The organism is Sphaerochaeta sp. PS, from assembly GCF_032144095.1.
Taxonomy (GTDB): domain Bacteria; phylum Spirochaetota; class Spirochaetia; order Sphaerochaetales; family Sphaerochaetaceae; genus Sphaerochaeta.
The window spans coordinates 1-22,010 of record NZ_JAVSNJ010000017.1; the positions used below are offsets into that span (position 1 = coordinate 1).

The following is a 22,010-nucleotide window of genomic DNA, read 5'->3' on the forward strand; positions in this document are numbered from 1 at the left end:
TTCGGTTCTTTGTTTACCCTATCCAACCGGCTGCAGGTCGTTGGTGACAGCCTTGATGAAGCGATGACGGTAAAGCAGTGGTTTTTGATGGCGGTTTTGTTCAGGAGCGAAGAGAGGGAACTCTCTGTCTCCACCCTTGCCCAGAGGATGGGATCCTCCCGGCAGAATGTGAAGAAGATGGCCCTTCTTCTGGAAAAGCAAGGGTTCCTCTCGATCGAGAGAAGCGAGGATGACAGGCGCTTTCTGATGGTTCGCCCTACCCAGGCATGCCTTGAGCATTTCAGGGGTAGACAGGCCATGGAGGAGGCTTTCATCAAGGCCCTGTTTGCCGGTTTCTCCCTTGAGGAATTACACCACCTTTGTCAGGGGTTTTCCAAACTCGCTGCCAATATAGAGGCCCTGGAAGAGGGTCCTCATGCGTAGGGGGGTTCGTGTGGCCATGATACTTCTCGGTAGTGTAGTAACGTTGGTATTGCTGGTTGTACTCTTTTTCTCCTTGCCCAATTCCAGGACACGGGATGAGTTTTCCCAATCTACGACAATGCTCATCGACGGGGCAGGAAGTAGTGATGGGCTCTTTAGCCTTGAGGACATAGCCCCGTTGCCCCTCCCTGTGCAGAGGTTCTTCCTCCACTGCAACTTTATCGGCAAGCCGAAGGTGGCCTATATGAAGGCTACCTTCAGGGATGTCAGTTTCTCCATGGGAAGGGGCAAGCCGACCATCATGATCGACTATGTGCAGTACAATGCGGTAGAGAAACCGCAGAGGCTGGCCTATATCGATGCCTCGCTGTATGGGATCCCGTTTGAGGGGCTGGACTCCTTCCTGGAGGGAAAGGGTTCCATGAAAGGGAGGCTTGCAAAGGGTTTTACCCTCTTCGATGAGCGGGGAGAGGATATGGACAGGGCCTGTCTGGTGACTTTCCTTGCAGAGTGCCTGTTTGTCCCCTCCGCCGCCCTGCAAAGCTATATCCACTGGGAGGCGATCGACGATACCCATGCCAAGGCCACCATCGAGGCGTATGGGCTCTCCTGCAGCGGCCTCTTTACCTTCAGCGAGGAGGGGGAGATGGAGAGCTTCACTACGGAGGACAGGATGGCCACTGGCCTGGATGGGAAGAAGGAGCGGGTGAGGTGGACGGCAACCCTTGCCGATTACCGAATGCACTCTGGCATGTTGCTTCCCTCAAGGCTCCAGGGGATATGGAACTATCCTGAAGGGGACTTGCTCTACTTTGATGGAAAAGAGGTGGAGATCGAGTACTCTAGCCGATAGTGTTCTTCAGCACTCCCAGCCCTTCGATGATGATCTCGACTGTGTCGCCGTGGTGCATCCCGCTGATGCCTCCAGGGGTCCCTGTCAGGATGATGTCTCCAGGAAGCAGTGTCATGATCTTGGATAGGTAGCTTACCAGGAATGGGACACCGAAGATGAGGTTGCTGCTATTCGATTTTTGCAGGGTCTTGCCATTTACCCGGCTTTCGATGCTCAGGTTCGAGGGGTCCACCTCATCGCTGATGAAGGGGCCGAAGGGGCAGAAGGTGTCAAAGCTCTTGGCTACGGTCCACTGTCCCTGCTTGGGCTGCAGGTCCCGTGCCGTTATGTCATTGGCACAGGTGTAGCCGAGAATGTAGGGGCCGACATCTGCAACCTCCACATCCTTGGCCTTCTTTCCTATGACGATTGCCAGCTCAGCCTCATAGTCGAGTCGGTTGCACTGCTTGGGGTATTGGACTGTCCCCAGGTGGGCCAGGGCAGAGGTCGAGGGTTTGATGAAGACCACCGGTTCGGTTGGGATGGGAAGCTGGAATTCCAGGGCATGGTCAATGTAGTTCAAGCCTATGCACACTGCCTTGGAGAAATCACAGGGGGTAAGCAACTGCACCTTCTCCCTGGGGATGGCGGTTTCGGTTATGGTGTATTCACCAAAGGGGGAACCTTCCAATACCTTGATGGTGTTCTCCTCTAGGATGCCGTAGCTAATGGTGTTGTGGTAGGAAAATCTTACATATTTCATGGCCCTAGCATACCAAAGAGAACGGGGAAAGACAATTGACAAACCTTTGTTTTGACGTCACGGTAGACCTATGAAAAGCTATAAGAAATGTCCCCTAGAACGGGAGTGTGGTGGATGCCAGCTGATGGCCTATCCCTATCCCGTACAGTTGGAATACAAACAGGAGCATGTCCAGGACATGCTCGGTCAGTTCGGCCCTATCGCCCCGATCCTCGGCATGGAGGACCCTACCCACTACCGGCACAAGGTGCAGGCGGTGTTTGGACGTGACTACAGCGGGAAGGTCATCAGTGGAATCTACCGTGAGGGCAGCCACCAAATCATCCCGATCCGCGATTGTCTGGTCGAACATCCAACAGCTGACGCGATCCTTGCAACCATCCGCAGTCTCATGACCCGCTATGGTATCGACCCCTACGATGAGGATGAGCAAATCGGATATATCCGCCATGTGCTCATCAAGGTCTCCCGCTCCAATGGGGAGGCCATGGTGGTGCTTGTCTGTGGCCAGTGGCCCCTTCCTTCCAAGGATTTGTTTCTCAGCTCACTGAGACAGCGCCATCCTGAGATCACGACCATCGCCCTGAACATGAACCGCGACCAGACCAGCATGGTCCTCAGCGAAATACCTGAGAAGATCATCTATGGCAAGGGGTATATCGAGGAGGAGCTCAATGGCCTGAAGTTCCGCATCTCCCCCAAATCCTTTTTCCAGGTGAACCCAGCCCAGGCGGAGAGGCTCTATACCATTGCCATGAAGATGGCCCAGCTTACCCCAAACGATGCAGTCATCGACGCCTATTGTGGCACCGGTACCATCGCCCTCATAGCCGCACATGAGGGTGTGAGGCAGGTTCTTGGCATCGAATCGAATCCAGGTGCTGTCGACGATGCCCTTCGCAATGCCCAGAGCAACCAGCTTGGCAATGTCCAGTTCATCGCCTCCGATGCCTCTGTCTACATCAAGCAGATGGCCAAGGAGAAGCAGAGCTGTGACGTGCTCTTCCTCGACCCTCCACGAAGTGGCAGTGACGAGCGCTTCCTTGCTGCTGCCTTGAAGATGGGACCCAGGAAGATCATCTACATCTCCTGCAACCCCAGGACCCTTGAGCGGGACTTGCGCTACATGCTCAAGTTCAGTCCCTATGAGGTCAGGGGTATCCAACCGGTAGACATGTTCCCCCATACGGAGCATATCGAGACGGTGGTGTTGTTACAGCGGGTCCAGGAGTAAAAGAGGTGAGGGCGATGACGATCAAGAAGCTTGCTGAACATCAGAATTGGGCGAAGGGTGCCCCTGTGTTGGGCCTTGTGACGGCCGTTCTGCTCTTTGTCCTCACCCGTCCTTCCCAGCCGCTCTTCTGGGCGCTCGTCAACATCCCCCTCTATTTTTTCCACCAGACTGAAGAGCATCTTTGGCCAGGTGGATTCAAGCACTATGTCAATGCTGTCATCAACAAGCTGCCGGAAGGGGAGGAGAAGCTGACCGACATTAGTGTGTTCTGGATCAACATTCTATTGGTCTGGGTCGCCTTCCTCATGTTCGGTGCACTCTCCTTCCTATATATCGGCTTTGGCCTGCTGCTGATCATCTTCAGCATCATCAACTGCCTGACCCACGTCGGCATGGCGCTGCGCAAGAGAGAGTGGAACCCAGGCCTTGTCATGGCGAGTATCCAACTGCTCCTGTCCTGTTATGGTGCCTACTTTCTGACGGCATTCGGAGCCATCGACCACGTTGTGCTCTGGTGGGTCTTTGCGACCCTGTTCTCTATCGCTGCCCATATATCGGTATTCAAGATCTGCATGGCAAAGTAGGTAGCTATGCAACCCAAAGTGCTCTGATGAAGAGACAGGAGTAGGTTCCATGCAAGGATATGTTGCTGTAGTGACACTGGCATCTCTTATGGTGATGATTCCCATCCGGGTAGCTCTGATGCGCAAAAAGGGAATTGAGGCAATGAAGTTTGCAAAGATGGACAAGAAGGACCTCTTGATCCTTCCCTTTGCACTGTTTTTCTTGTACGAGGTCTTTGCCAACGCTTTCCCTCTGCCAAAGGTCGGCACCACCCTCTATGGCAATGCGATACTGGGTTGGGTAGGGGTTGTGTTCTGCCTGCTGGGCCTGGTTGGGGTCGTGGCAAGCCTGGCATCCTTTGGCAAGAGCTTTCGCATCGGGATCGATGAAACCCAACCCGGGCCACTGACAACCACGGGCCTGTTTGCCTGCAGTCGCAACCCGATCTACACCTCGTTCGCCTTCATTCTCTTTGGGATAGTCTCTATCTTTGGCGATTGGGTGCTCTTGGTGTTCGTCATTGCAGCCTTATGGCTCTTCAATCGTCAGGTTCTTCTTGAGGAAGCGTCCTTGAAAAAGCTGTATGGAGAGGAATACCTGCACTACTGTAAAAAGGTTCGTAGGTACCTGTAGTAGGGACACCACAAAAATGGGTAGGGAACTCTCCTGACAGCGTGTTTGGAAGAAAGTGGATTTGCCATAGCCTAAAACTATGGAGAATCCACTTTTTATCGGATGGATGACTTTCGATTGTTTGGAGTTGATTGCTTAGAGAATTTGGTGGTAGACTGATAAGGTCTCAAATCTGTAGGGACTAGTATAGAACGCTATGTGAGGTTAGGGGGATGATTTTCACATGTTCGTTTTTGAAGACCGGAAGGTGCTTGACTATGTTGGGAGAAAACAAAACTGAGGTATAACTGATGTTGTTAGAACAGCTTGATATCGAGAATTTCCGAGGAATCAAAAATCTATCACTTGATTTGGATCGCAATATCACTATTTTATCCGGAGTCAATGGAGCAGGAAAGACAACAATCCTTGATGCAATCTCTCATAGCCTTTCATGGTTCATTCTGAAAGTGCATCGAAGCTCTCCTGGTGGGAGTGGTGATCAGATCAGTACTTCAGAGATCAGAAATGGGGCTTCTTCTTCCAAAATTCGAACACGCTACAGGGATGGCGGAAAAAAGTATTCAGTTTCCTTATTCAAGACGAAACCTGGGAATGTTGTTTCTGAGAAATCTGATATGACTGCATTTTCTGAACTTGCAGATTTGTATAAACAGAGAATTACTGACTCAAATGAAATCTGCTCAATCCCTATTCTTATGTATTATACAGTGGGACGAACGGTGACAGATCTTGTGCAAAGAATCAAGAAAACCCATCATTTCAACCTGCTAAGTACATATGAGAACGCACTGGATCCTCAAGTAAACTATAGGACATTTTTTGAGTGGTTTAGAAATTTAGAGGATATTGAGAACGAACAGTATCGAAGTTTATACCTGGAAAATCAAATAAACGTACGATTGAAAGGAATCCCTCAACTAGATGTAATTCGAAGGGTTATTGAACAGTTTACTGGATTTAAGAATATAACAATAAAGAGGAATCCTCACCGTATGCAGCTAGAGAAGGATGGGGAGATTCTTGGAGTTGAGCAGTTATCTGAAGGTGAAAGAGATTTGTTTGCTCTTGTTGGTGATTTGGCTCGAAGGATGGCAATTGCCAATCCAGTGATGGAGGATCCCCTGAAAGGGGAGGGTATTGTTCTCATAGACGAAATTGAGTTGCACCTGCATCCTAAGTGGCAGAAAGAAGTGATAAGAAAATTGACTTCTATATTCCCGAACGTCCAGTTTATTATTACAACCCATTCTCCGCAGGTGTTGAGTGAGGCGGAACCAAATTCTGTTATTCTCTTGTCTCGTAAGGACGGCGAAATTGTCCATACAATCATTGAGCAAAGCAAAGGGTTGAGCTCCAATGAGATTCTTGAGGAGATTATGGATACTTCCCCTGTCAACTATGAGGTTAAGGAAAAACTTGATCGTATTTTCGACTTGATCTATGAGAATGAGATTGAAAAAGCAAAAAGCTCTATCAACGAATTTAAGGAAACCTATGGATCTATCCCCGAAATTGTACGTGGTGAGACATTAATTTCCTTTTACGACACCAAACTCTGATATGATACTGATCCATAAGCGACAACCTCCCAACTCATTGACTCAGTACAAGCGAGAATGTTCAGATTCGTTGAATAGAGGAGTGATCCGTCTTCTTGATGATTTTTCGATGAAGGATTCTCTGCGAAGGCAATTAGCCGAAGAACAGGGCTATCTTTGTGCTTATTGCCTGCAAAGAATCTCAGCGGATCCTCTTAACACAAAAATCGAACATGCCATTGCTCAAACTCTACAACCTCTGAAGCAGCTCGATTATGATAACCTGCTATTGTGCTGTAAAGGAAACGAGGGCCAGTCTGAGAACCATCAGCACTGTGACACGAAAAAGAAAGATATGGAGATCAAGTATAATCCTGCCACGTATCCCAATATTGAGGATACTATCAAGTACAAACGTGATGGGACGATAAGATCCGATGATCAAGAGTGGAATCAACAGCTGAATGACGTATTGAACCTAAATGAACCCCGATTACGTGTAAATAGAAAAGCAGCGGACAATGCGCTGATAAATGAATTGGAAAGAATACAAGGGACTTGGACAAAGGCGAGAATTGACCACATGATTGAAGACCTGAGAACCAAGAATACCGAAGGGAAGTTGAAACCATTTTGTGGAATACTTCTCCGCCGACTCACTAGGCACCCATCATACAGAGATATTGGTCATAACAATTGAAAAATTAGGTAAAGAGGTGCAACTCACCAATGATAGGGCACTCAACGAAACGAATAGGTTTTTTGCTGTAGTTGGCGATTTCCCAGATATTGTTAGCAAAAGAAGATCGGTACGATACCCCATTTTTCAACACTCAATTAGAGGAAATGAAAAAATCTCACCCCAACCTTACGGTAGATAATACCCTACATTGTTTCATTGCCAGCTTTCAATCATTCTGACATTGTCCGGGCTTTCACAAATCTTTCTGATATACCAGCTTTTCAGTATGGTGATGAAGAGAATACGTAAATCCCCCATCCCCCGAAGGGGTAGCCTCGCATTGGCCACTTCCTCCTGCTACCGTAGGGCAGCAGAACCAAGGGAGGTGAAAAGCCAACAGAGACGATGGGTAAGGGTGTAACATAGTTTGTGTACATGGAAATCTGCTATGCTAAAAAAGGAGCAGTAAATGGCCAAGAGGAACAAACGAGGGAAAGACGCAATGGAGAATCCACTTTTTATCTATTATCCTTTCTCCCCGATATGATTTATACTGGGAGAAATCGTATCGCCAGTACGGGTGTAGGATGGACGATATAGTCATATCCCTTTCGCTGGTTTGGTATGGCAAGTGGACAATTATGGAACAGGATATCCCCGAGACGAGTGTGAAGAACCTTGTACCGACAAAAAGAATCGTAAAAAACCTTGTTTGAAATAGAGGAGTTTGAAATGGAGAGCAAAAGGGAAACACAATGTATTCATGAGGGATGGAAACCAAAGAAGGGTGCACCCAGACAGTTGCCCATCTATCAGAGTACTACATTTACCTATGATACAAGCGAGGAGATGGGGAAGCTGTTTGATCTGGAAGCGGAAGGGTATTTCTATACCAGGCTACAAAATCCAACCAATGATGCAGTAGCGGCAAAAATATGCGCCCTGGAAGGCGGTTCTGCAGCGATGCTTACTTCCTCCGGCCAGGCGGCAAATTTCTATGCGCTCTTCAATATCTGTGAGGCAGGGGATCATTTCATTGCTTCTTCATCCATCTATGGGGGAACCTTCAACCTGTTTGGGATTACCATGAAAAAGATGGGCATAGAGTGTACCTTTGTGGATCAGTATTTGCCAGAAGAGGAACTTGCAACATATTTCAGGCCGAATACGAAAGCTGTATTTGGGGAGACCATTACAAACCCAACCGTATCGGTATTTGATTTTGAGAAGTTTGCAAGATTGGCCCATTCGCACGGAGTCCCGCTTATTGTGGACAATACCTTTGCCACACCCATCAATTGTAGACCCTTTGAATGGGGAGCTGACATTGTTACCCACTCCACCACAAAATATATGGATGGCCACGCTGTAGGCGTTGGTGGCTGCATCGTGGATAGCGGTAATTTTGACTGGATGGCACATGCAGAGAAGTTTCCGGGCCTGACCACTCCAGACCCATCCTACCATGGGATCATCTATGCACAAAAGTTTGGAAAGGGAGCGTACATCACAAAAGCAACAGCACAGCTGATGCGTGATTTTGGGTCTGTCCAGTCGCCCCAAAATGCGTTTTATCTGAACCTTGGCCTGGAAACCCTCCATCTCAGGATGCAGAGACACTGTGAAAACGCCTTGGCAGTAGCCAAATTCCTGGAAAGCCAGGAGAAGGTTGCATGGGTGAATTACCCTGATTTGGAAAGCAGTGCCTATCATGCTTTGGCAAAGAAGTATTTTCCGAATGGTTCCTGTGGGGTAGTGGCATTTGGGATCAAGGGTGGAAAAGAGCGGTCGATTCAGTTTATGGATACCTTGCAACTGGCCTCTATCGTAACCCATGTGGCCGATAGCAGAACCTGCCTCTTGCACCCTGCAAGCCATACCCATCGACAGTTGACGGATGCTCAGCTGAAAGAGGCTGGGATAGCACCAGATTTGATCCGTTTTTCAGTAGGGATTGAAAGTGTGGATGACATTATAGCTGATTTGCAGCAGGCCCTTGAGAAGATATAGGGCCTGCAATGAGGCAGATTTGGACAAGGTAGTATGCGAAGGAAGGCACCGAGGAGTGACCAAAGGTGAGGCAGTAGGATGATCTGTCTGGATTACAATGCAACGACCCCCATAGCCAAGGAGGTAGCCGAAGCGATGCTGCCCTTCCTGAATGGGAATTTTGGCAACCCCTCCAGCACCCATGGCATGGGCCTTGCTGCCAAGGAGGCCCTTGGGCATTCGAGGGCCCAGGTCGCTGCCCTCTTGCATTGCAAAGCTCAGGAGGTTGTATTTACCAGTGGGGGGAGTGAGTCCAACAACATGGTCCTCAAAGGGGTTGCCCATTCCTACAAAAACAAGGGCAACCACATCATCACAACCAGGATAGAACACCCTTCCATTCTCGAACCCTGTTCTTTCCTGGAAACGTTGGGCTATGAGGTAAGCTATCTCCCTGTTGACAGGTTTGGCATGGTGGATCCCTCTTCCATTGAAGAGGCGATCCGAGACACCACCATCCTGGTCACCGTAATGCACTCCAACAATGAGGTTGGGACGCTAGAGCCCATTGGGGAGATAGGTCGCCTCTGTAGGGCCCATGGGATCCTGTTCCATACCGATGCATCGCAATCGGTAGGGAAGGTTCCAGTTGACGTAGAGGCCCTTGGTGTGGATTTCCTTACCTTGGCTGGTCATAAGCTCTATGCCCCAAAGGGGATAGGGGCCCTCTACATACGGGAAGGTCTTCACATCGAGCCGCTGATACACGGTGCTGGCCATGAAGGTGGGAGAAGGGCAGGGACCGAGAACATCCTGCTTGGGGTAGGCCTTGGCAAGGCGTGTGAACTTGCTCTACCCCTGGTCCAGAGCGGTGCCCCCTCTGAGCTTACTACCTATTTTTACTCCAGACTGAAGGCCCTTTTTGGCACGGCAATAGAGCTGAATGGCCATCCGGAGCAACGGCTTCCCAATACCCTCAATATCAGTTTTCTTGGCCATGACGGGCATAGGATATTGGCACAGCTTTCCCATCTGGCAGCCTCCACAGGCTCAGCCTGCCATGCAGGGGAGAATTCCCTCTCTCCTGTCCTGAGGGCGATGGGTGTATCGGAAGCGGCAGGACGAGGGGCGATCCGGTTCAGCCTTGGCCGTCCCACCACAAGGGATGAGGTCGACACAGTCCTTTCGTGGCTACAGGGTGTGGTGGTGGGCAACTAGCAGCCTTGAGCCAAGGGGAGTAAGACACCCCTTGAGAACGAGCACACCCTCAAGGGAACTCTCCGACGGTGATGCCCATAATGATGTACCGGTGCTCTATGAAAACAAGGGAGGGGGTGAGACTCTATGACCTGCAAGCTTTGCAACAACACTACCAGAACCATCACACACCCCAAACGGGGCGTGTTCCACCTCTGTCCCCATTGTGGACTCATCGCCAAGGATGAGCTTTTCCATCCCAGCGAAGAGGAGGCCTTCCAGGAGTACTCCCTGCATGAGAACTCCTTGGAGGATCCTCTCTACCAGGCATACTTCAGGCGTTTCCTGGAGAGCGCTGTCCTCCCTTTTGTGAAAGAAGGGAGGCTTGCCCTTGACTATGGCAGTGGCCCCACCCCTGTATTGGCCACCCTCCTGGGTGATGGATATGGCTTCCAGGTGGAGACCTATGACCTGTTTTTCTCCCCCGAGAAAGTCTACGAAAACAAGAAGTATGACCTCATTACCTCTACCGAGGTGCTTGAGCATCTTGACGATCCCCTCTCAGCCTTTCAGCTTTTCGCATCCCTGTTGGCCCCGGGAGGAATCCTTGCTGTAATGACCCTTCTGCACCACCATGATGAGGCCCAGTTCCTGAAGTGGCACTACATCCAGGAGGTGAGCCACATCTCCTTCTTTGCATTGGAAACCCTGCAATTCCTCTCGGAAGAAGTAGGCCTTGAGTTGCTCTATTCTGATGAAAAACGGTATGCCACGTTCAAGGGAAGAGCTTGAACGTCGGGAACATTGGTATTATCGTAAGGCTGGAAAGAGCCCTATGAGGCTCATTTCCAAGGAATATGTATGGACAACAAGCAGAAACCGGTTGAACCAGGTCTCTTTTCATCCCGGATAGTGCTTTTCATAATAAGCCAGAACCTCTCCCTGTTTGGCTCCTCCGTCGTAGGGTACGCCATTATCTGGTACATAACCATCGAGACATCCAGTGGCCTCTGGCTTATGTACGCCACCCTGGCAAACATGGTGCCCCACCTGATAATCTCCCTCTGGAGCGGGGTGTGGGCCGACCGGTACCGAAAGAAATATCTGATCATGATCAGCGACGGCTTCATCGCCTTCGTCACCCTGGTCCTGTTCATCCTCTTCAGGCTGGGCTATGACCGCCTTGAACTGCTTTTGATCGTATCGGTCATACGGTCTTTGGGCACCGGCGTCCAGGGACCTGCGGTAAGTGCCATCCTGCCCCAGCTGGTGGCAAAGGAGCACCTTACCAGGATGCAGGGCATCAACCAGAGCATCTCGTCTGTCCTGTTCATGCTTTCCCCAGCTGTGGGAGGGATGGTTTTGGGCCTTACCAACCTCTCCTGGGCCTTTTTGCTCGATGTTGCCACCGCTACGATTGCCATCACCATCTTCAGCTTCATCAAGGTTGACTCGATAAAGCGGGCCAAGAGGACGACACCCGTCACCCATGCGATGGTCGAGGGGGTCAGGTATACCTTCGGCAACCCTATACTGCGTACCCTCATCATCTACTACTCATTCGCGTTCTTCCTGCTTACCCCAGCTGCCATCCTGACCCCACTGCTGGTTGACCGGACCTTCGGCTCTGAAGTATGGAAACTCACGGCAAATGAACTTTCCTGGACGCTGGGGAACCTCATCGGGGGGATCCTCGTCTCCCTGAGGGGACACTTCAAGGATAAGGTGCGGGCAATTGCAATTTCGCTGGTGGTCTTCGGGGTAGGCTTTGCCCTGCTTGGCCTAGCCACCCACTTCTTCCTCTATCTGCTCATCATGACCATTGTAGGGATCTTCATGCCGATCCTCACTACAGCCGAGACGGTCATGATCCAGAAGATCACCGAACCGAACAAGATGGGAAGGGTCTTCTCCATCGTGCAGGTGCTCTCTGGCAGCACCATCCCCTTGGGCATGCTCTTCTATGGGCCCCTTGCCGATGTGGTCTCCATCGAGAGCCTGCTCATCGTTTCCGGCATCCTGATGGCCTTGGTAGGTGTGCTCTACCAACGGACCAACCGAAGGATGAGGGAGCAGGGTGTCTGGAAAGTATAGGGGGCCAGCAACAAGGCTTGTACGCTACCTCTCTTCTTGGTATAGTCAGGATTCCTATTGTACTGCCGGCAAGGAATAAGAAATACCTATGAACGATCTTCCACAACAAGGGCCGAAGAAGCTCTTTACCCCCAGCATTGTGCTCTTCCTGGTAAGCCAGAATCTTTCGATCTTTGGCTCATCGGTGGTTGCCTATGCCATCATCTGGTATGTGACGCTCAAGACATCCAGCGGGGTCTGGATGATGGCCGTCACCCTTGCCACCATGCTGCCATACCTATTCATCTCCCTCTACAGTGGGGTCTGGGCGGACAGGTACAGCAGGAAATACCTCATTATGTACAGTGACTTCTTCATAGCCCTTGCCACCTTTGGCCTTTTTCTGGCCTTTCGCATGGGGTACTCCTCCCTTTGGCTGTTGTTGCTTGTATCGGTGATACGGTCGCTTGGGTCGGGTATCCAGGGCCCTGCTGTCAGTGCCATCTTCCCCCAGCTGGTTGCCCAGGAGCACCTTACCAGGATCCAGGGGATTAACCAGACCATCAGGGCGGTGCTGTCGCTGCTTGCCCCGGCTGTTGGAGGATTGGTCCTTGGGCTTATGGATATTTCCTGGACCTTCCTGCTTGATGTGACGACCGCTATCCTTGCCTTGCTGGTGTTTGGCTTCATCAAGGTGGGGCGCATTGAGCGAAAGGAAGGATCTTACTCCATGCGTAGCGATATGCGGGAGGGGCTTTCCTACACCTTCAGCAACCCTATATTGCGGAATCTCATCATCTACTATGCCTTCGCCTTCTTTCTTGTCACCCCAGCTGCAATCCTTACCCCCTTGCTGGTAGGCCGTTCTTTTGGGCCCGAGATCTGGAAGCTGACGGCAAATGAGATAGCCTGGACTGCAGGAAGCCTGGCTGGAGGGGTGTTTGTCTCTCTGAAGGGCAGTTTCAAGGATAAGGTGCACACCATAGCCATCTCATTGGTGGGCTTTGGGATAGGCTTCACCCTTTTGGGTGTAGCCAAACCCTTTGTCCTCTACCTCATGGTGATGGGCTTTGTCGGTATCTTCATGCCGATCCTGGCAACGGCAGAGACGGTCCTGATCCAGGAGATTGTGGAACCGGAGAAGATGGGAAGGGTCTTTTCCATCGTGGAGCTGCTTTCCGGCCTCTCCATGCCGTTGGGCATCCTGCTCTATGGACCTCTTGCCGATGTGGTCTCCATAGAGAGCATGCTCATAGTCTCAGGACTCTTGCTTGTTCTGGTAGGGTTGCTCTATCAGAGGACCAACCGCAGGATGATCCGCCAGCGAGGGTAGCCCCTCCCTTTGCTTATTGCAGATGGAAGTCTGGGGTGATGACCTTCTCTACGAAGATGGGGACCAGATCGGGGTCGAACTGGGTTCCGCTGCAGGCATGCAGCTCGTCGATGGCCTCTTGTGGGGAGAGTGCCTTCTTGTAGGCCCTGTCACTGATCATGGCAACAAAGGAGTCCACGATGGCTATCATCCTCGCAGGTTGGGGAATCTTCTCACCTTTCAGTTTCTGCGGGTAGCCTGTACCGTCCCATCGTTCATGGTGGTAGAGTACGTACTCTGCAAAGGGAGCATACTCTCCGACTGAACGGAGGATGGTGTACCCAATCTCCGGATGGCGTTTCAGCTCCAGCCATTGGCTAGGTGTAAGCTTCTCCTTTTGGGCGAGAATTCTCTCGTCGATGGCAATCTTGCCCAGGTCGTGTAGGCTTGCCCCACGTTCTATCTGCCAGACCTCTTCCTTGGAGAAGCCCATCACCTGGGCAAAGCGCTTGCCAAGGATCCCCACATTGGTGCTGTGTTCCTTCTCCCATTGGTTGAGTTCAAACTGTTTGACCAGGAGTGTGTCGATGGCATGTTTTTTGAATATGGAGCTTTTGGCAAATTTTTCTGCATACATGCCATCTTCTGCTACCTTGAATGACTCTTCAAAGGTCTCCTCGCTGTTCTCTTTCACCGAATAGCCAAAGGACACCGAGACCTTCAGGCCCCTGATCTCTTCCTTCAGCAGGGCTACATTGAGACGGTCGACAATGGTTTTTGCATGGAGTGCATCGGTCTGGGGAAGCAGTAGGACAAACTCATCGCCTCCGATTCGGGTGATGATGTCATTTTCCCTACAGGTCTTGCGGAAGACTTGGGCAACGGTTTTCAGCAACAGGTCCCCCGCATCGTGGCCGAAGGCATCGTTGGTGAGCTTCAGGCCGTTCACATCCGCAAGCAAAAGGGTCAGGGGAAAGTAGGGTTCGCTGTCGACAGTCTTCTTGATCTGTTCGTAATAACGCCTGTTGTAGAGGCCTGTAAGGGCGTCCCGGTAGCTCAGCTGCCGTATCTGTTCCTCTTCCCTTTTTTTCTCGGTGCTGTCCCGGAATACCAGCACTACACCCTTTAGCTGTTTTTCGTTGTCCAGGATGGGTGATGCACTATCGTCAATATACCGTTCCACTCCATCGCGGGCGATAAGGATGGTGTCATTGAACAGGCAGACTGCCTTTTCATGTTTCAGGACCTCAGTAACAGGGTCTGGACAGATCCTCCGTTCATTGCCGCATACGATCTTGAATACGTCAGAGAATGGGCGGCCCTTGGCCTCATCGGAACGCCACCCGGTAAGGTCTTCTGCAGCTTTGTTCAGGAACTGGACCTTTGCCTCAGCATCGGTTGAGATGACACCATCACCTACGGAGAGGAGGGTTGTCTCAAAGAGTTCCTTCTCATAGAAGACCTGTTGTTCCAGGCGCTTGCGGTCGGTAATGTCATCCATGATGGTAGCGAACTGGTTTTGATGGGGGCTGTACACCGATGCTGAGAAGAACTTGTCCAGAGTTTTGCTATAGGCCTCATAATAGGTTGGTTTTCCGGTAAGAGCTACTTCACAGTTGCGCTCTATCCAATAGTCATCCACCTCCGGCATCACCTGGTAGAGGGTCTTGCCAACAAGGGCCCCGTGTGCAACGCCCAAAAGGGTCTCAAACCTTGGGTTAGTTTTCAAGAAACGTACATCATATGGCCTCTTTCCATCATCGAGGATGACTTCACAGAGTGCGAGGCCCTGGACCATGGAGTCGATGAGCAGACGGCTCTCCTTTTCGCTGGCTTCCAGGGCAAGCTGGGCCTGTTTACGTTCAGTGATATCTGTATGGGTCCCTGTCATCAAAGAGGGTTTTCCCTCCTCGGTCCAGGCAACGATCTTGCCTTGGTCGTGGATCCAAATCCACTCTCCATCCTTGTTTTTTACCTTCAGCTCTGTGCTATAGAGCTCTTTTTGGCCTATGACAACCTCATTGATCATCCCCTGTGAAAGCTTGACATAATCGGGGTGGACCAACCCCAGCCATCTGTCGATCGCTATGGGGTTCAGCTCTTCAGGCTTGAGCCCAAGGGTATCCGACCACGTTCCATTGAGAGAGAGCTTGTTCGTCTGGATTTCCCACTCCCAGGTCCCCACATTGGCCCCTTCGATGACATTGCTGTAGCGGTCCCTGCTCGTTTTGATCTCTTTCTGGTAGGCCTCTTGCCTTTTCCTGAAGGCGGAAAGTTTGGCAATGGCCAGAAATCCAATAAGGAAGGTAACCAGGAGAATGATCAAGGGCCCCACAATGGTTAGGATACGGTCATACCGGAGCAGGGCTTCCAGTTTGGCCTGCTCTTTCACCAACTGCTCTTCAGAGGGTTGGCCAATAGCGTCCAAAAGGGTAAGCATCTCTGAGGTATATTTCTGCGATTGTTGGAATTTTTCCGAAAATTGGGAGCCTTGTACAAACTCCTCTGGGGAAGTTTCCATCAGGGAGCGCAGCTCTAGCATGGGCTCTATGACCTGCTTGTGCATCACGGTAAATATTTCCAGTAGCCTGGTAAGTCTCTGCTGCTGCTCTTCATTTCCCTGGGTCAGGCTGGAGAGCTTGGCGTGATGGAGGGTAAACAGGTCTATCTGTGCATCGATCGCACTTCTCTTTGAAGGGTCTCCTGATAGGAGGTACTCCCGTTCAAGCAGGATGATGTCCTGGAAGGTTACCGTCAAGGTAGCCGACTCATGGAGTATCCAATGAGTTTTTGCTACGAGGCTGTTGACATGCATCACCTTGTGGCTGAGATCTATCTTGTAGAATCCTATGGCCACCATCGTGAGGCATATGATCACAAAGCCTACGACAAAATGGCGAAGTATCATGTCTTTTTTCTTGATGGGTTTTTGTCCTTGCATTGGTAGTAATGATACAAGCGGCAGTGTTTGTTAACAAGAGTTGCAGTCGTAAGAATAGGTAAAAAACCCCTCTTATGACACAAGAAGAGGAAAAAAAGGGGAGAATTTTATTAATAATAAATATTATCAATAAGTACTTGCTATTAACAATAATCTTTGCTATGCTCTAAGCATAAGAACAAACGCTAGACAAGGAGATATTACACATGGAAGAAATGAAAACAAACCAGGGCTTGCCACTCATTGGTGACAAGGCACCATCGTTTCACGCAGTCACCACCCAAGGTGAGATAAATTTCCCTGAGGATTATGCAGGAAAATGGGTAATCCTCTTTTCCCACCCAGCTGACTTTACCCCCGTATGTACTACGGAATTCATGACCTTTGCCTCGATGGCCGATGAATTCAAGGCTCTCAATACTGAGCTTGTCGGACTCTCCATCGACTCCCTCTATGCCCATATTGCTTGGCTGAGAAAGATTCAGGAGCTTGAATGGAATGGTATGAAGAACGTTGAGGTCAAATTCCCCCTCATTGAGGACATCAAGATGGATGTCTCCAGAAAATATGGAATGGTCCAGTCCCAGTCTTCAACCCAAGCTGTGCGTGCGGTCTTCATCATTGATACCGAAGGCATTGTCAGGACGATCCTCTTCTATCCTGCATCCACAGGTCGCAACTTCGATGAGATCAAGCGTGTTGTCCTAGCCCTGCAGAAGGCCGACAGGGACCATATCGCAACCCCTGCAAACTGGATGCCCGGTGATGATGTAATTGTACCAACAGCTGGTTCCTGCGGTACTGCCAAGGAGCGTATGGAGAGCACCGATGAGGACCAATACTGCCTTGACTGGTTCCTTTGCTTTAAGAGAGAGAAGAAGAGCTAGGGTTTTGCTACCTGATTGAGAGAGCAATAGGGGAAGTTGTGACAACAGCTTGCTCGTTGCAGAAAAGAGGGAGCGTCGACTGACGCTCCCTTTTCGGTTTGCTGTACAACACTAGGTTTTTGTTCATGTTTCACACTGGGGATAACGATGAAGCCCTCTTACCGTGATGCGTAAGGTGCGCCTCACGTATACGCAATCGCCCCATTCGGGCATGCATCCACGCACTCCCTGCAGACCAGGCATTCGTTCTTGATGATGCTATGGTGCTTCTCTTCCTTTACGATTGCAAGGGAAGGGCAGACCTTGGCACACTTGCCACAGTTGATGCAAGCCTCTTCGTCAATCTTCATGGCATGCTTTGCCTTTCGGGAAGGCAGTGAGATGATGGCCCCATAGGGGCAGAGGTAGTGGTGCCAGAGCTCTTCAGGGAAGAAGAGGGTCAGGACAAAGCCCAAGCCTACCAATACTGGCAGTACCGGTAGTTTCTTTCCGGTTCTGAAGGTGAAGACCAGGACCCCCAGGAAGAGGAGGAGCATGAAGGCCCTTGACCACTTGGAAGAGAGGGACTTGGGAACCTTGAAGCTTTTGATGTGCTGCTTTTTCTTTGCCCAGGTCACCGGCTTGAGCAAGGTGTTTATCGGGCACATCCAGCCGCAGTAGAACCTGGAGAAGAGGAGGGATGCGATGGCAGACACCACAAAGATACCCATCCAGACCTGAATTCTACCCAAGACCATCAAGGTCAGGAAGAGGGCGAGGAAGAGGAGCTGCACACCCCTTTGTACTACCTTACTCATATGAGGGACTCCTTGTATTTTCGTGGGTGGGGTGCCTTGATGATGAAGAACTCGCCCAGCTCGTCATGGGTGTTGCTTATGTTCATCTTGGTATGGAAGGGCACCTTCACGATGGATCCTTTCTTGTGGTGGTTCGCCTCCTGGTCGTCGAAGATGAAGGTAATGGTACCTCCGACAATGATGAGGTAGACATTTGAGTCGCTGAAGTGGATGGGTACGGTATCGCCCTTTTCCAACGCTATGTGGTTGATCATCACCTCGTCGTCACCTACGAGCTGCTCGATGACCTTTTTCTGGGGTATGGTGAAGGGGTAGAGTTTCTCTAGCATCTTTGGCCTCCTTGGCTTACGTTTCTGTAGTATACTCACTTCGTGAGCGAACAAGCGTTACCTATGTAACACATTGGGGGATAGCTGGTGAGAGTGCAATATCAGGATCTTGCAGAATTGAGCCTTTTTTCCTGTTTCAGCAAGGAAGAGCTCCAAATCATATGTGAAAGTTATCCTTGTAGCCTCAGGACCTATGCAAAGGACCAGATGATCTACCTCCCTGGCGAGAGCTGCAACACCTTGGATGTCCTGCTTTCGGGCAGTGTCTCCATCCAGAGCCTCGATGAGGAGGGTAAGGTCTTCAAGGTGCAGGTTATGGAAGAGGGGGACACCTATGGTGCGACCCTTCTCTTCGGCAAGCGCAACGAGTTTCCCATGACTGTGGTCGCTGATGGACCTTCCCAGGTGCTGCACCTGAGCAAGGCCCTGGTGTTGCAGCTATGCAAGGCCAGCAGCCAGTTCACCTCGAACCTTCTGGGTGTCATCTCGGACAAGGCCCATGCCCTCTCCACCACCCTTACCAACCTCTCCTCACGCTCCTTGAGGGAGAACCTCCTCTCCTACCTCAAGGGTGAGGCCTTGAGGCAGAAGGGGCCTACCATCATTCTAGGGATTACCAAGAAGGAGCTGGCCCATCGCCTTGGGGTGCAGAGGACCTCGCTTAGCAGGGTATTGGCAACTCTGAGGGAGGAGGGGGCCATAACCTTCGACAGGAACCGCATCACCCTGTTGTAGGGGAGAGAAACCTTGTCGATTCTGACTTTTTTTAGTATATGGAGTGTATGCAAACAAAGGAGAAATGACGATGAATCTACGAAAACGTTTGTTCACAGTTTGTTCTTTGCTTTGTGTGAGTGCTGCCTTATTGGTAGCTGCCCCCAATGCAGAGAGACTCTTTAGGGATGTCGAGGCCATGGACCTCCAGGGCCAAAGCCTGGAAGCCATTAGGTCTGCCTACGACAAGCTTGATGATGGAATTGCAAGGGATGCCCTACAGGCCCGTAAGGATATGTTTGAGGCCAAAGGGAAAGGTGACCTCGCTTCCTATAGGGAGGCGTATTCCAGGCTCGAGAAACTGGGTACCTTCCGGATGAAGGGGGAGCAGAGCAACCTCCTGCTCGGCCGCATCTTGGCCGAAGCCGAACCCAAGAGGGGCGAGTACGCCTCCTGGCTCTACCAGAAAAGCAACTTCTACAACCCCGTCCTTACCCTCGATTTCACCTCAGAGGGCGCTACCTACCGCTATAGCTACCGTCAGCAGATCCAGAAGGCCCCCCTTTCGGAGGTCATCCTTCCCGATTATACCCAGCTACGGACAAACAGCTCCCAGGTGGGTTTGCTGAAAGGGTGGGGACTCGCCAAGGACGAACTCACCTATAGGGGAGGCGAGACGATCAAGATGCCCTATACAGACCAGAGCCTCTATGCCATCTGGGAGCCTGGGGTACGTTTTGTGCAGGAAGGTGGCGATACCCTCTATGAGGGCGTAGAGCAGGGTCAGGAGGTAGCAGTTCCTACCCCCTCCACACCCGATGGTTCAGCTGTCTTTGTCGGCTGGTACGACAGGGGGACCAACACCCTGCTCAAAGAGGAGAAAACCTATACGGTAGTAGGGAAGGGAGCCCTGTTCGAACCTCTTTGGAAGAGCATCAATATTGCTGAGGTTGCACCACTCTTCTATCCTGCGGGTGCACTGTCAAAGCATACCCAGCTTGGGGTGGGCTTCCTGCTGGAAAATAGGGGTAGTGTGGATTTGACGGGTCTTGAGGCTAGGCTTACCAGTGAAAGTCCGTTTGTGACGATGCTAGTGGACCGGCTGTCCCTTGGTTCGGTCGCTGCCAACAGGTTTGCAACCAACAACAGCCGCTTCTCCACAACCCGGGCAATGCAAATTCAAGGTGGCTACAATACCTTCAGGTTCGTCATCGCCGATGCGGCCCCAAGCGGGGCTGAGATTCCCTTTGTCCTTACGGTTACCGACAAACAAGGCGACGCTTGGTCAAAGAGGGTGACCTTCAAGGTGGAGTAAAGGAAGTTTTGCAAACCTAGTTAGAGCATAGTTGCACGAAGAAGGACATCCCAAAAAAGGTGTCCTTCTCTCTCAATACTGCTCTGCGATGTATACCCCGGCCATTGAGGGGTCGGTACTCATTCCCATGGGAACCATTTCCGCAGGGCCTGCAAGCAGGGTTGAGAAGGGTGAGTTGGGAAGGACCCGTATGCGTCCAATCTCTCTTTGCTGCAGGAGGGAGAGCAAACTCTTTGCTGACTCCCTGCTTGTAGCCATTGCCTCCACTGCTATTCCCTCGTTGATGAAGGCGTAGGCATCTGGGAGAGCGATCAGATCGTATCCGCTGATGAGGGATAACCACCCTTCTCTATCACGCATGAGAGCTCCATCCTCTCCTGTTGCCTCTCGGTAGATCTTGTCGAGCTGGGAGGGGGTAGGGGTGCTGGATGGGATTTTGCTTTCTTGTTTGTCAGGGGAAAGTGCATACTCCTCCATGCTGGAGGTGGTCAGGTAGCCATGGGCTTCATAGAAGGGCCTGACAGCGGGAAAGAGTGTTACCGGCCCTTCTGTCGTGGCTTTGGTATAGGCCAGCAGCTCGCCCATGATTCCCTGTTTGCGGTGGGAGGCGTAGGTGGCGGCTCCGACTATGAAGGAGCAGTGTTTTTCTTCGCCCTTCTGCCTGTAGGTTGAGGGTAGTGCGTGCAGGGCACTTACGATCATCCCGCCCTTACGGGCGAGGACGATATGTTCAGGATGAAAGCGCTTTGAGAAGAAGTGTTCGAGAAACTGTGGTTCCTCATCGAACACTACGGACCAGAGTGTTTTCAGCTCTGCAAAATCCCTCTCTGACGCCCTCTCTATCTTCATGGCTTTCTCACAATGCGGTACTTCTCGACCATGATGTCCGGTCTGTAGGAGAGCTTTGCCTTTCTCAGGCCTTCCACCCCTGCATCTTCCTGACGGTTGATGTAGTGGACATCGGAGAGGTACATCGAGCAGAAGAGCTGGTTGATGACCGAGTAGATGCCGATATAGGAGGTGTCACCCTTTTCGAAGTGGACGATGGCAAGGTTGTTGTCGATGATCTCCCCGACGGTAAAGGCTGTCAGGTGGTGGTCGACACAGATGAGGATACCAACCAACCCGAGGTGATCCCAGTTGTCGAAGGTCCTTCTCAGGGCTCCTAGTTCGGTCTTGATGTCTTCGTTCCCTTCATCATGGTTCTCAAGCCAGGTGGTGGATGCCATGCGGTAGCACTCTTCCCGTTCTTGTTCCGTCCGTAGTGGGCGTACCGAATAGGTGTACTTCCGTTCGAACTGGGAGATGTGGTTGCGTTTGCTCTGCAATTTCCTTCCACTGAGTTTGATAAGCTTATCGCTTTCGTATACGTAGTCATCAAGATTACGGATGTGTTCGATGGTGTAGCCAAGCTTTTCCATCTCCAGGGCCTGCTCGGTAGGGACACACTCAAGCTGGAAGCGCTGTCCGCTCTGTTTGCAATGCTCTTCGAGGTCTTGCATTGCCTTTTGCATGTTGTCTGTAACGGGCATCAGGAATACATCGTCGACTGCGAGGTGCATGTATAGGGCTGTATCGGTCTTGCAGATGGTAAGGCCAATGGCGTCGCCCCAGATTACGCTGTAGGAGTAGTAATATTCATACGCTAGGTATTTGCTCTCGGTAAGAAACAGGTCTCTGTCCTTTTCGGACGGTATATGGAATTCTAACATGGTACCTCAATAATATATGTGTATGTATTCATACGTTTTTTTTACTCATTCGTCAAGCTTGGGCTGTACAGG

At 51.0% G+C, this 22,010-nt stretch carries 22 protein-coding genes; 16 read left to right on the forward strand and 6 right to left on the reverse strand.

The genetic code is table 11. From position 1 onward, the window contains the following. Both ROJ03_RS11510 and ROJ03_RS11515 read left to right on the forward strand, forming a co-directional pair. A partial coding sequence (locus tag ROJ03_RS11510; RefSeq protein ID WP_313727207.1) for a MarR family transcriptional regulator occupies window positions 1-423 on the forward strand: 423 nt, incomplete at its 5' end. 16 nt (window positions 424-439) lie between these two features. Beyond that, window positions 440-1,276, forward strand: coding sequence for a DUF6544 family protein (locus tag ROJ03_RS11515; RefSeq protein ID WP_313727257.1), 837 nt, complete (start codon window positions 440-442; stop codon window positions 1,274-1,276). Here ROJ03_RS11515 and ROJ03_RS11520 read toward each other — a convergent pair. Then, a complete protein-coding gene (locus tag ROJ03_RS11520) occupies window positions 1,266-2,018 on the reverse strand; it encodes a fumarylacetoacetate hydrolase family protein (RefSeq protein ID WP_313727208.1) in 753 nt (250 codons plus the stop codon). The two genes, ROJ03_RS11515 and ROJ03_RS11520, sit on opposite strands and share 11 nt — an antisense overlap. A 70-nt stretch (window positions 2,019-2,088) precedes the next feature. Here ROJ03_RS11520 and rlmD point away from each other — a divergent pair, with 70 nt between their 5' ends. The 11 genes from rlmD to ROJ03_RS11575 all read left to right on the forward strand — a co-directional run bounded on the left by rlmD (window position 2,089) and on the right by ROJ03_RS11575 (window position 13,264). Next, on the forward strand, window positions 2,089-3,252 hold the full coding sequence (gene rlmD, locus ROJ03_RS11525; protein WP_313727209.1) for a 23S rRNA (uracil(1939)-C(5))-methyltransferase RlmD: 1,164 nt from the start codon (window positions 2,089-2,091) through the stop codon (window positions 3,250-3,252). 14 nt (window positions 3,253-3,266) lie between these two features. Further along, window positions 3,267-3,836 (forward strand): HXXEE domain-containing protein, encoded by a 570-nt coding sequence (locus tag ROJ03_RS11530; protein WP_313727210.1) that lies wholly within the window; start codon window positions 3,267-3,269, stop codon window positions 3,834-3,836. Between the two features lie 49 nt (window positions 3,837-3,885). After that, window positions 3,886-4,449, forward strand: coding sequence for an isoprenylcysteine carboxylmethyltransferase family protein (locus tag ROJ03_RS11535; RefSeq protein ID WP_313727211.1), 564 nt, complete (start codon window positions 3,886-3,888; stop codon window positions 4,447-4,449). 290 nt (window positions 4,450-4,739) lie between these two features. Further along, complete coding sequence (locus tag ROJ03_RS11540; protein WP_313727212.1) at window positions 4,740-6,011, forward strand: AAA family ATPase; 1,272 nt, start codon at window positions 4,740-4,742, stop codon at window positions 6,009-6,011. A 109-nt stretch (window positions 6,012-6,120) separates the two neighbouring features. Further along, a complete protein-coding gene (locus ROJ03_RS11545) occupies window positions 6,121-6,690 on the forward strand; it encodes a hypothetical protein (protein WP_313727213.1) in 570 nt (189 codons plus the stop codon). A 274-nt stretch (window positions 6,691-6,964) separates the two neighbouring features. After that, window positions 6,965-7,093 carry a hypothetical protein gene (locus ROJ03_RS11550; protein ID WP_313727214.1) on the forward strand — a complete coding sequence of 43 codons (129 nt, stop codon included), beginning with the start codon at window positions 6,965-6,967 and terminating at the stop codon, window positions 7,091-7,093. A 311-nt stretch (window positions 7,094-7,404) separates the two neighbouring features. Then, window positions 7,405-8,682 carry an O-acetylhomoserine aminocarboxypropyltransferase/cysteine synthase family protein gene (locus ROJ03_RS11555; RefSeq protein ID WP_313727215.1) on the forward strand — a complete coding sequence of 426 codons (1,278 nt, stop codon included), beginning with the start codon at window positions 7,405-7,407 and terminating at the stop codon, window positions 8,680-8,682. Between the two features lie 78 nt (window positions 8,683-8,760). Further along, complete coding sequence (locus ROJ03_RS11560; protein ID WP_313727216.1) at window positions 8,761-9,879, forward strand: cysteine desulfurase family protein; 1,119 nt, start codon at window positions 8,761-8,763, stop codon at window positions 9,877-9,879. A 126-nt stretch (window positions 9,880-10,005) separates the two neighbouring features. After that, entirely contained in the window at window positions 10,006-10,650 is a 645-nt protein-coding gene (locus ROJ03_RS11565; protein ID WP_313727217.1) for a class I SAM-dependent methyltransferase, read from the forward strand. A 69-nt stretch (window positions 10,651-10,719) separates the two neighbouring features. Continuing rightward, window positions 10,720-11,952: an MFS transporter gene (locus tag ROJ03_RS11570; RefSeq protein ID WP_313727218.1), complete on the forward strand. Its 1,233-nt coding sequence runs from the start codon at window positions 10,720-10,722 to the stop codon at window positions 11,950-11,952. 88 nt (window positions 11,953-12,040) lie between these two features. Then, window positions 12,041-13,264, forward strand: a complete 1,224-nt coding sequence (locus ROJ03_RS11575; protein ID WP_313727219.1) for an MFS transporter — start codon at window positions 12,041-12,043, stop codon at window positions 13,262-13,264. Between the two features lie 13 nt (window positions 13,265-13,277). On the opposite strand, the gene ROJ03_RS11580 is transcribed toward ROJ03_RS11575, so the two are convergent. Beyond that, a complete protein-coding gene (locus ROJ03_RS11580; protein WP_313727220.1) occupies window positions 13,278-16,184 on the reverse strand; it encodes a PAS domain S-box protein in 2,907 nt (968 codons plus the stop codon). Window positions 16,185-16,390: 206 nt separating this feature from the next. Between ROJ03_RS11580 and ROJ03_RS11585 the strand changes: the two genes are divergently transcribed. After that, window positions 16,391-17,071 carry a peroxiredoxin gene (locus tag ROJ03_RS11585; protein WP_313727221.1) on the forward strand — a complete coding sequence of 227 codons (681 nt, stop codon included), beginning with the start codon at window positions 16,391-16,393 and terminating at the stop codon, window positions 17,069-17,071. Window positions 17,072-17,253: 182 nt separating this feature from the next. On the opposite strand, the gene ROJ03_RS11590 is transcribed toward ROJ03_RS11585, so the two are convergent. Then, window positions 17,254-17,868, reverse strand: a complete 615-nt coding sequence (locus tag ROJ03_RS11590) for a 4Fe-4S binding protein (RefSeq protein ID WP_313727222.1) — start codon at window positions 17,866-17,868, stop codon at window positions 17,254-17,256. After that, complete coding sequence (locus ROJ03_RS11595; RefSeq protein ID WP_313727223.1) at window positions 17,865-18,197, reverse strand: cupin domain-containing protein; 333 nt, start codon at window positions 18,195-18,197, stop codon at window positions 17,865-17,867. Before ROJ03_RS11595 ends, ROJ03_RS11590 begins: the two co-directional genes overlap by 4 nt. A gap of 87 nt (window positions 18,198-18,284) precedes the next feature. Here ROJ03_RS11595 and ROJ03_RS11600 point away from each other — a divergent pair, with 87 nt between their 5' ends. After that, a complete protein-coding gene (locus tag ROJ03_RS11600; RefSeq protein WP_313727224.1) occupies window positions 18,285-18,932 on the forward strand; it encodes a Crp/Fnr family transcriptional regulator in 648 nt (215 codons plus the stop codon). 70 nt (window positions 18,933-19,002) lie between these two features. After that, entirely contained in the window at window positions 19,003-20,226 is a 1,224-nt protein-coding gene (locus tag ROJ03_RS11605) for a hypothetical protein (protein WP_313727225.1), read from the forward strand. Between the two features lie 72 nt (window positions 20,227-20,298). On the opposite strand, the gene ROJ03_RS11610 is transcribed toward ROJ03_RS11605, so the two are convergent. Both ROJ03_RS11610 and ROJ03_RS11615 read right to left on the reverse strand, forming a co-directional pair. Then, window positions 20,299-21,075 carry a GNAT family N-acetyltransferase gene (locus tag ROJ03_RS11610; protein WP_313727226.1) on the reverse strand — a complete coding sequence of 259 codons (777 nt, stop codon included), beginning with the start codon at window positions 21,073-21,075 and terminating at the stop codon, window positions 20,299-20,301. After that, window positions 21,072-21,938 (reverse strand): phosphatidylglycerol lysyltransferase domain-containing protein, encoded by an 867-nt coding sequence (locus ROJ03_RS11615; RefSeq protein WP_313727227.1) that lies wholly within the window; start codon window positions 21,936-21,938, stop codon window positions 21,072-21,074. The genes ROJ03_RS11610 and ROJ03_RS11615 overlap by 4 nt, the downstream gene beginning before the upstream one ends. Window positions 21,939-22,010 lie beyond the last annotated feature (72 nt).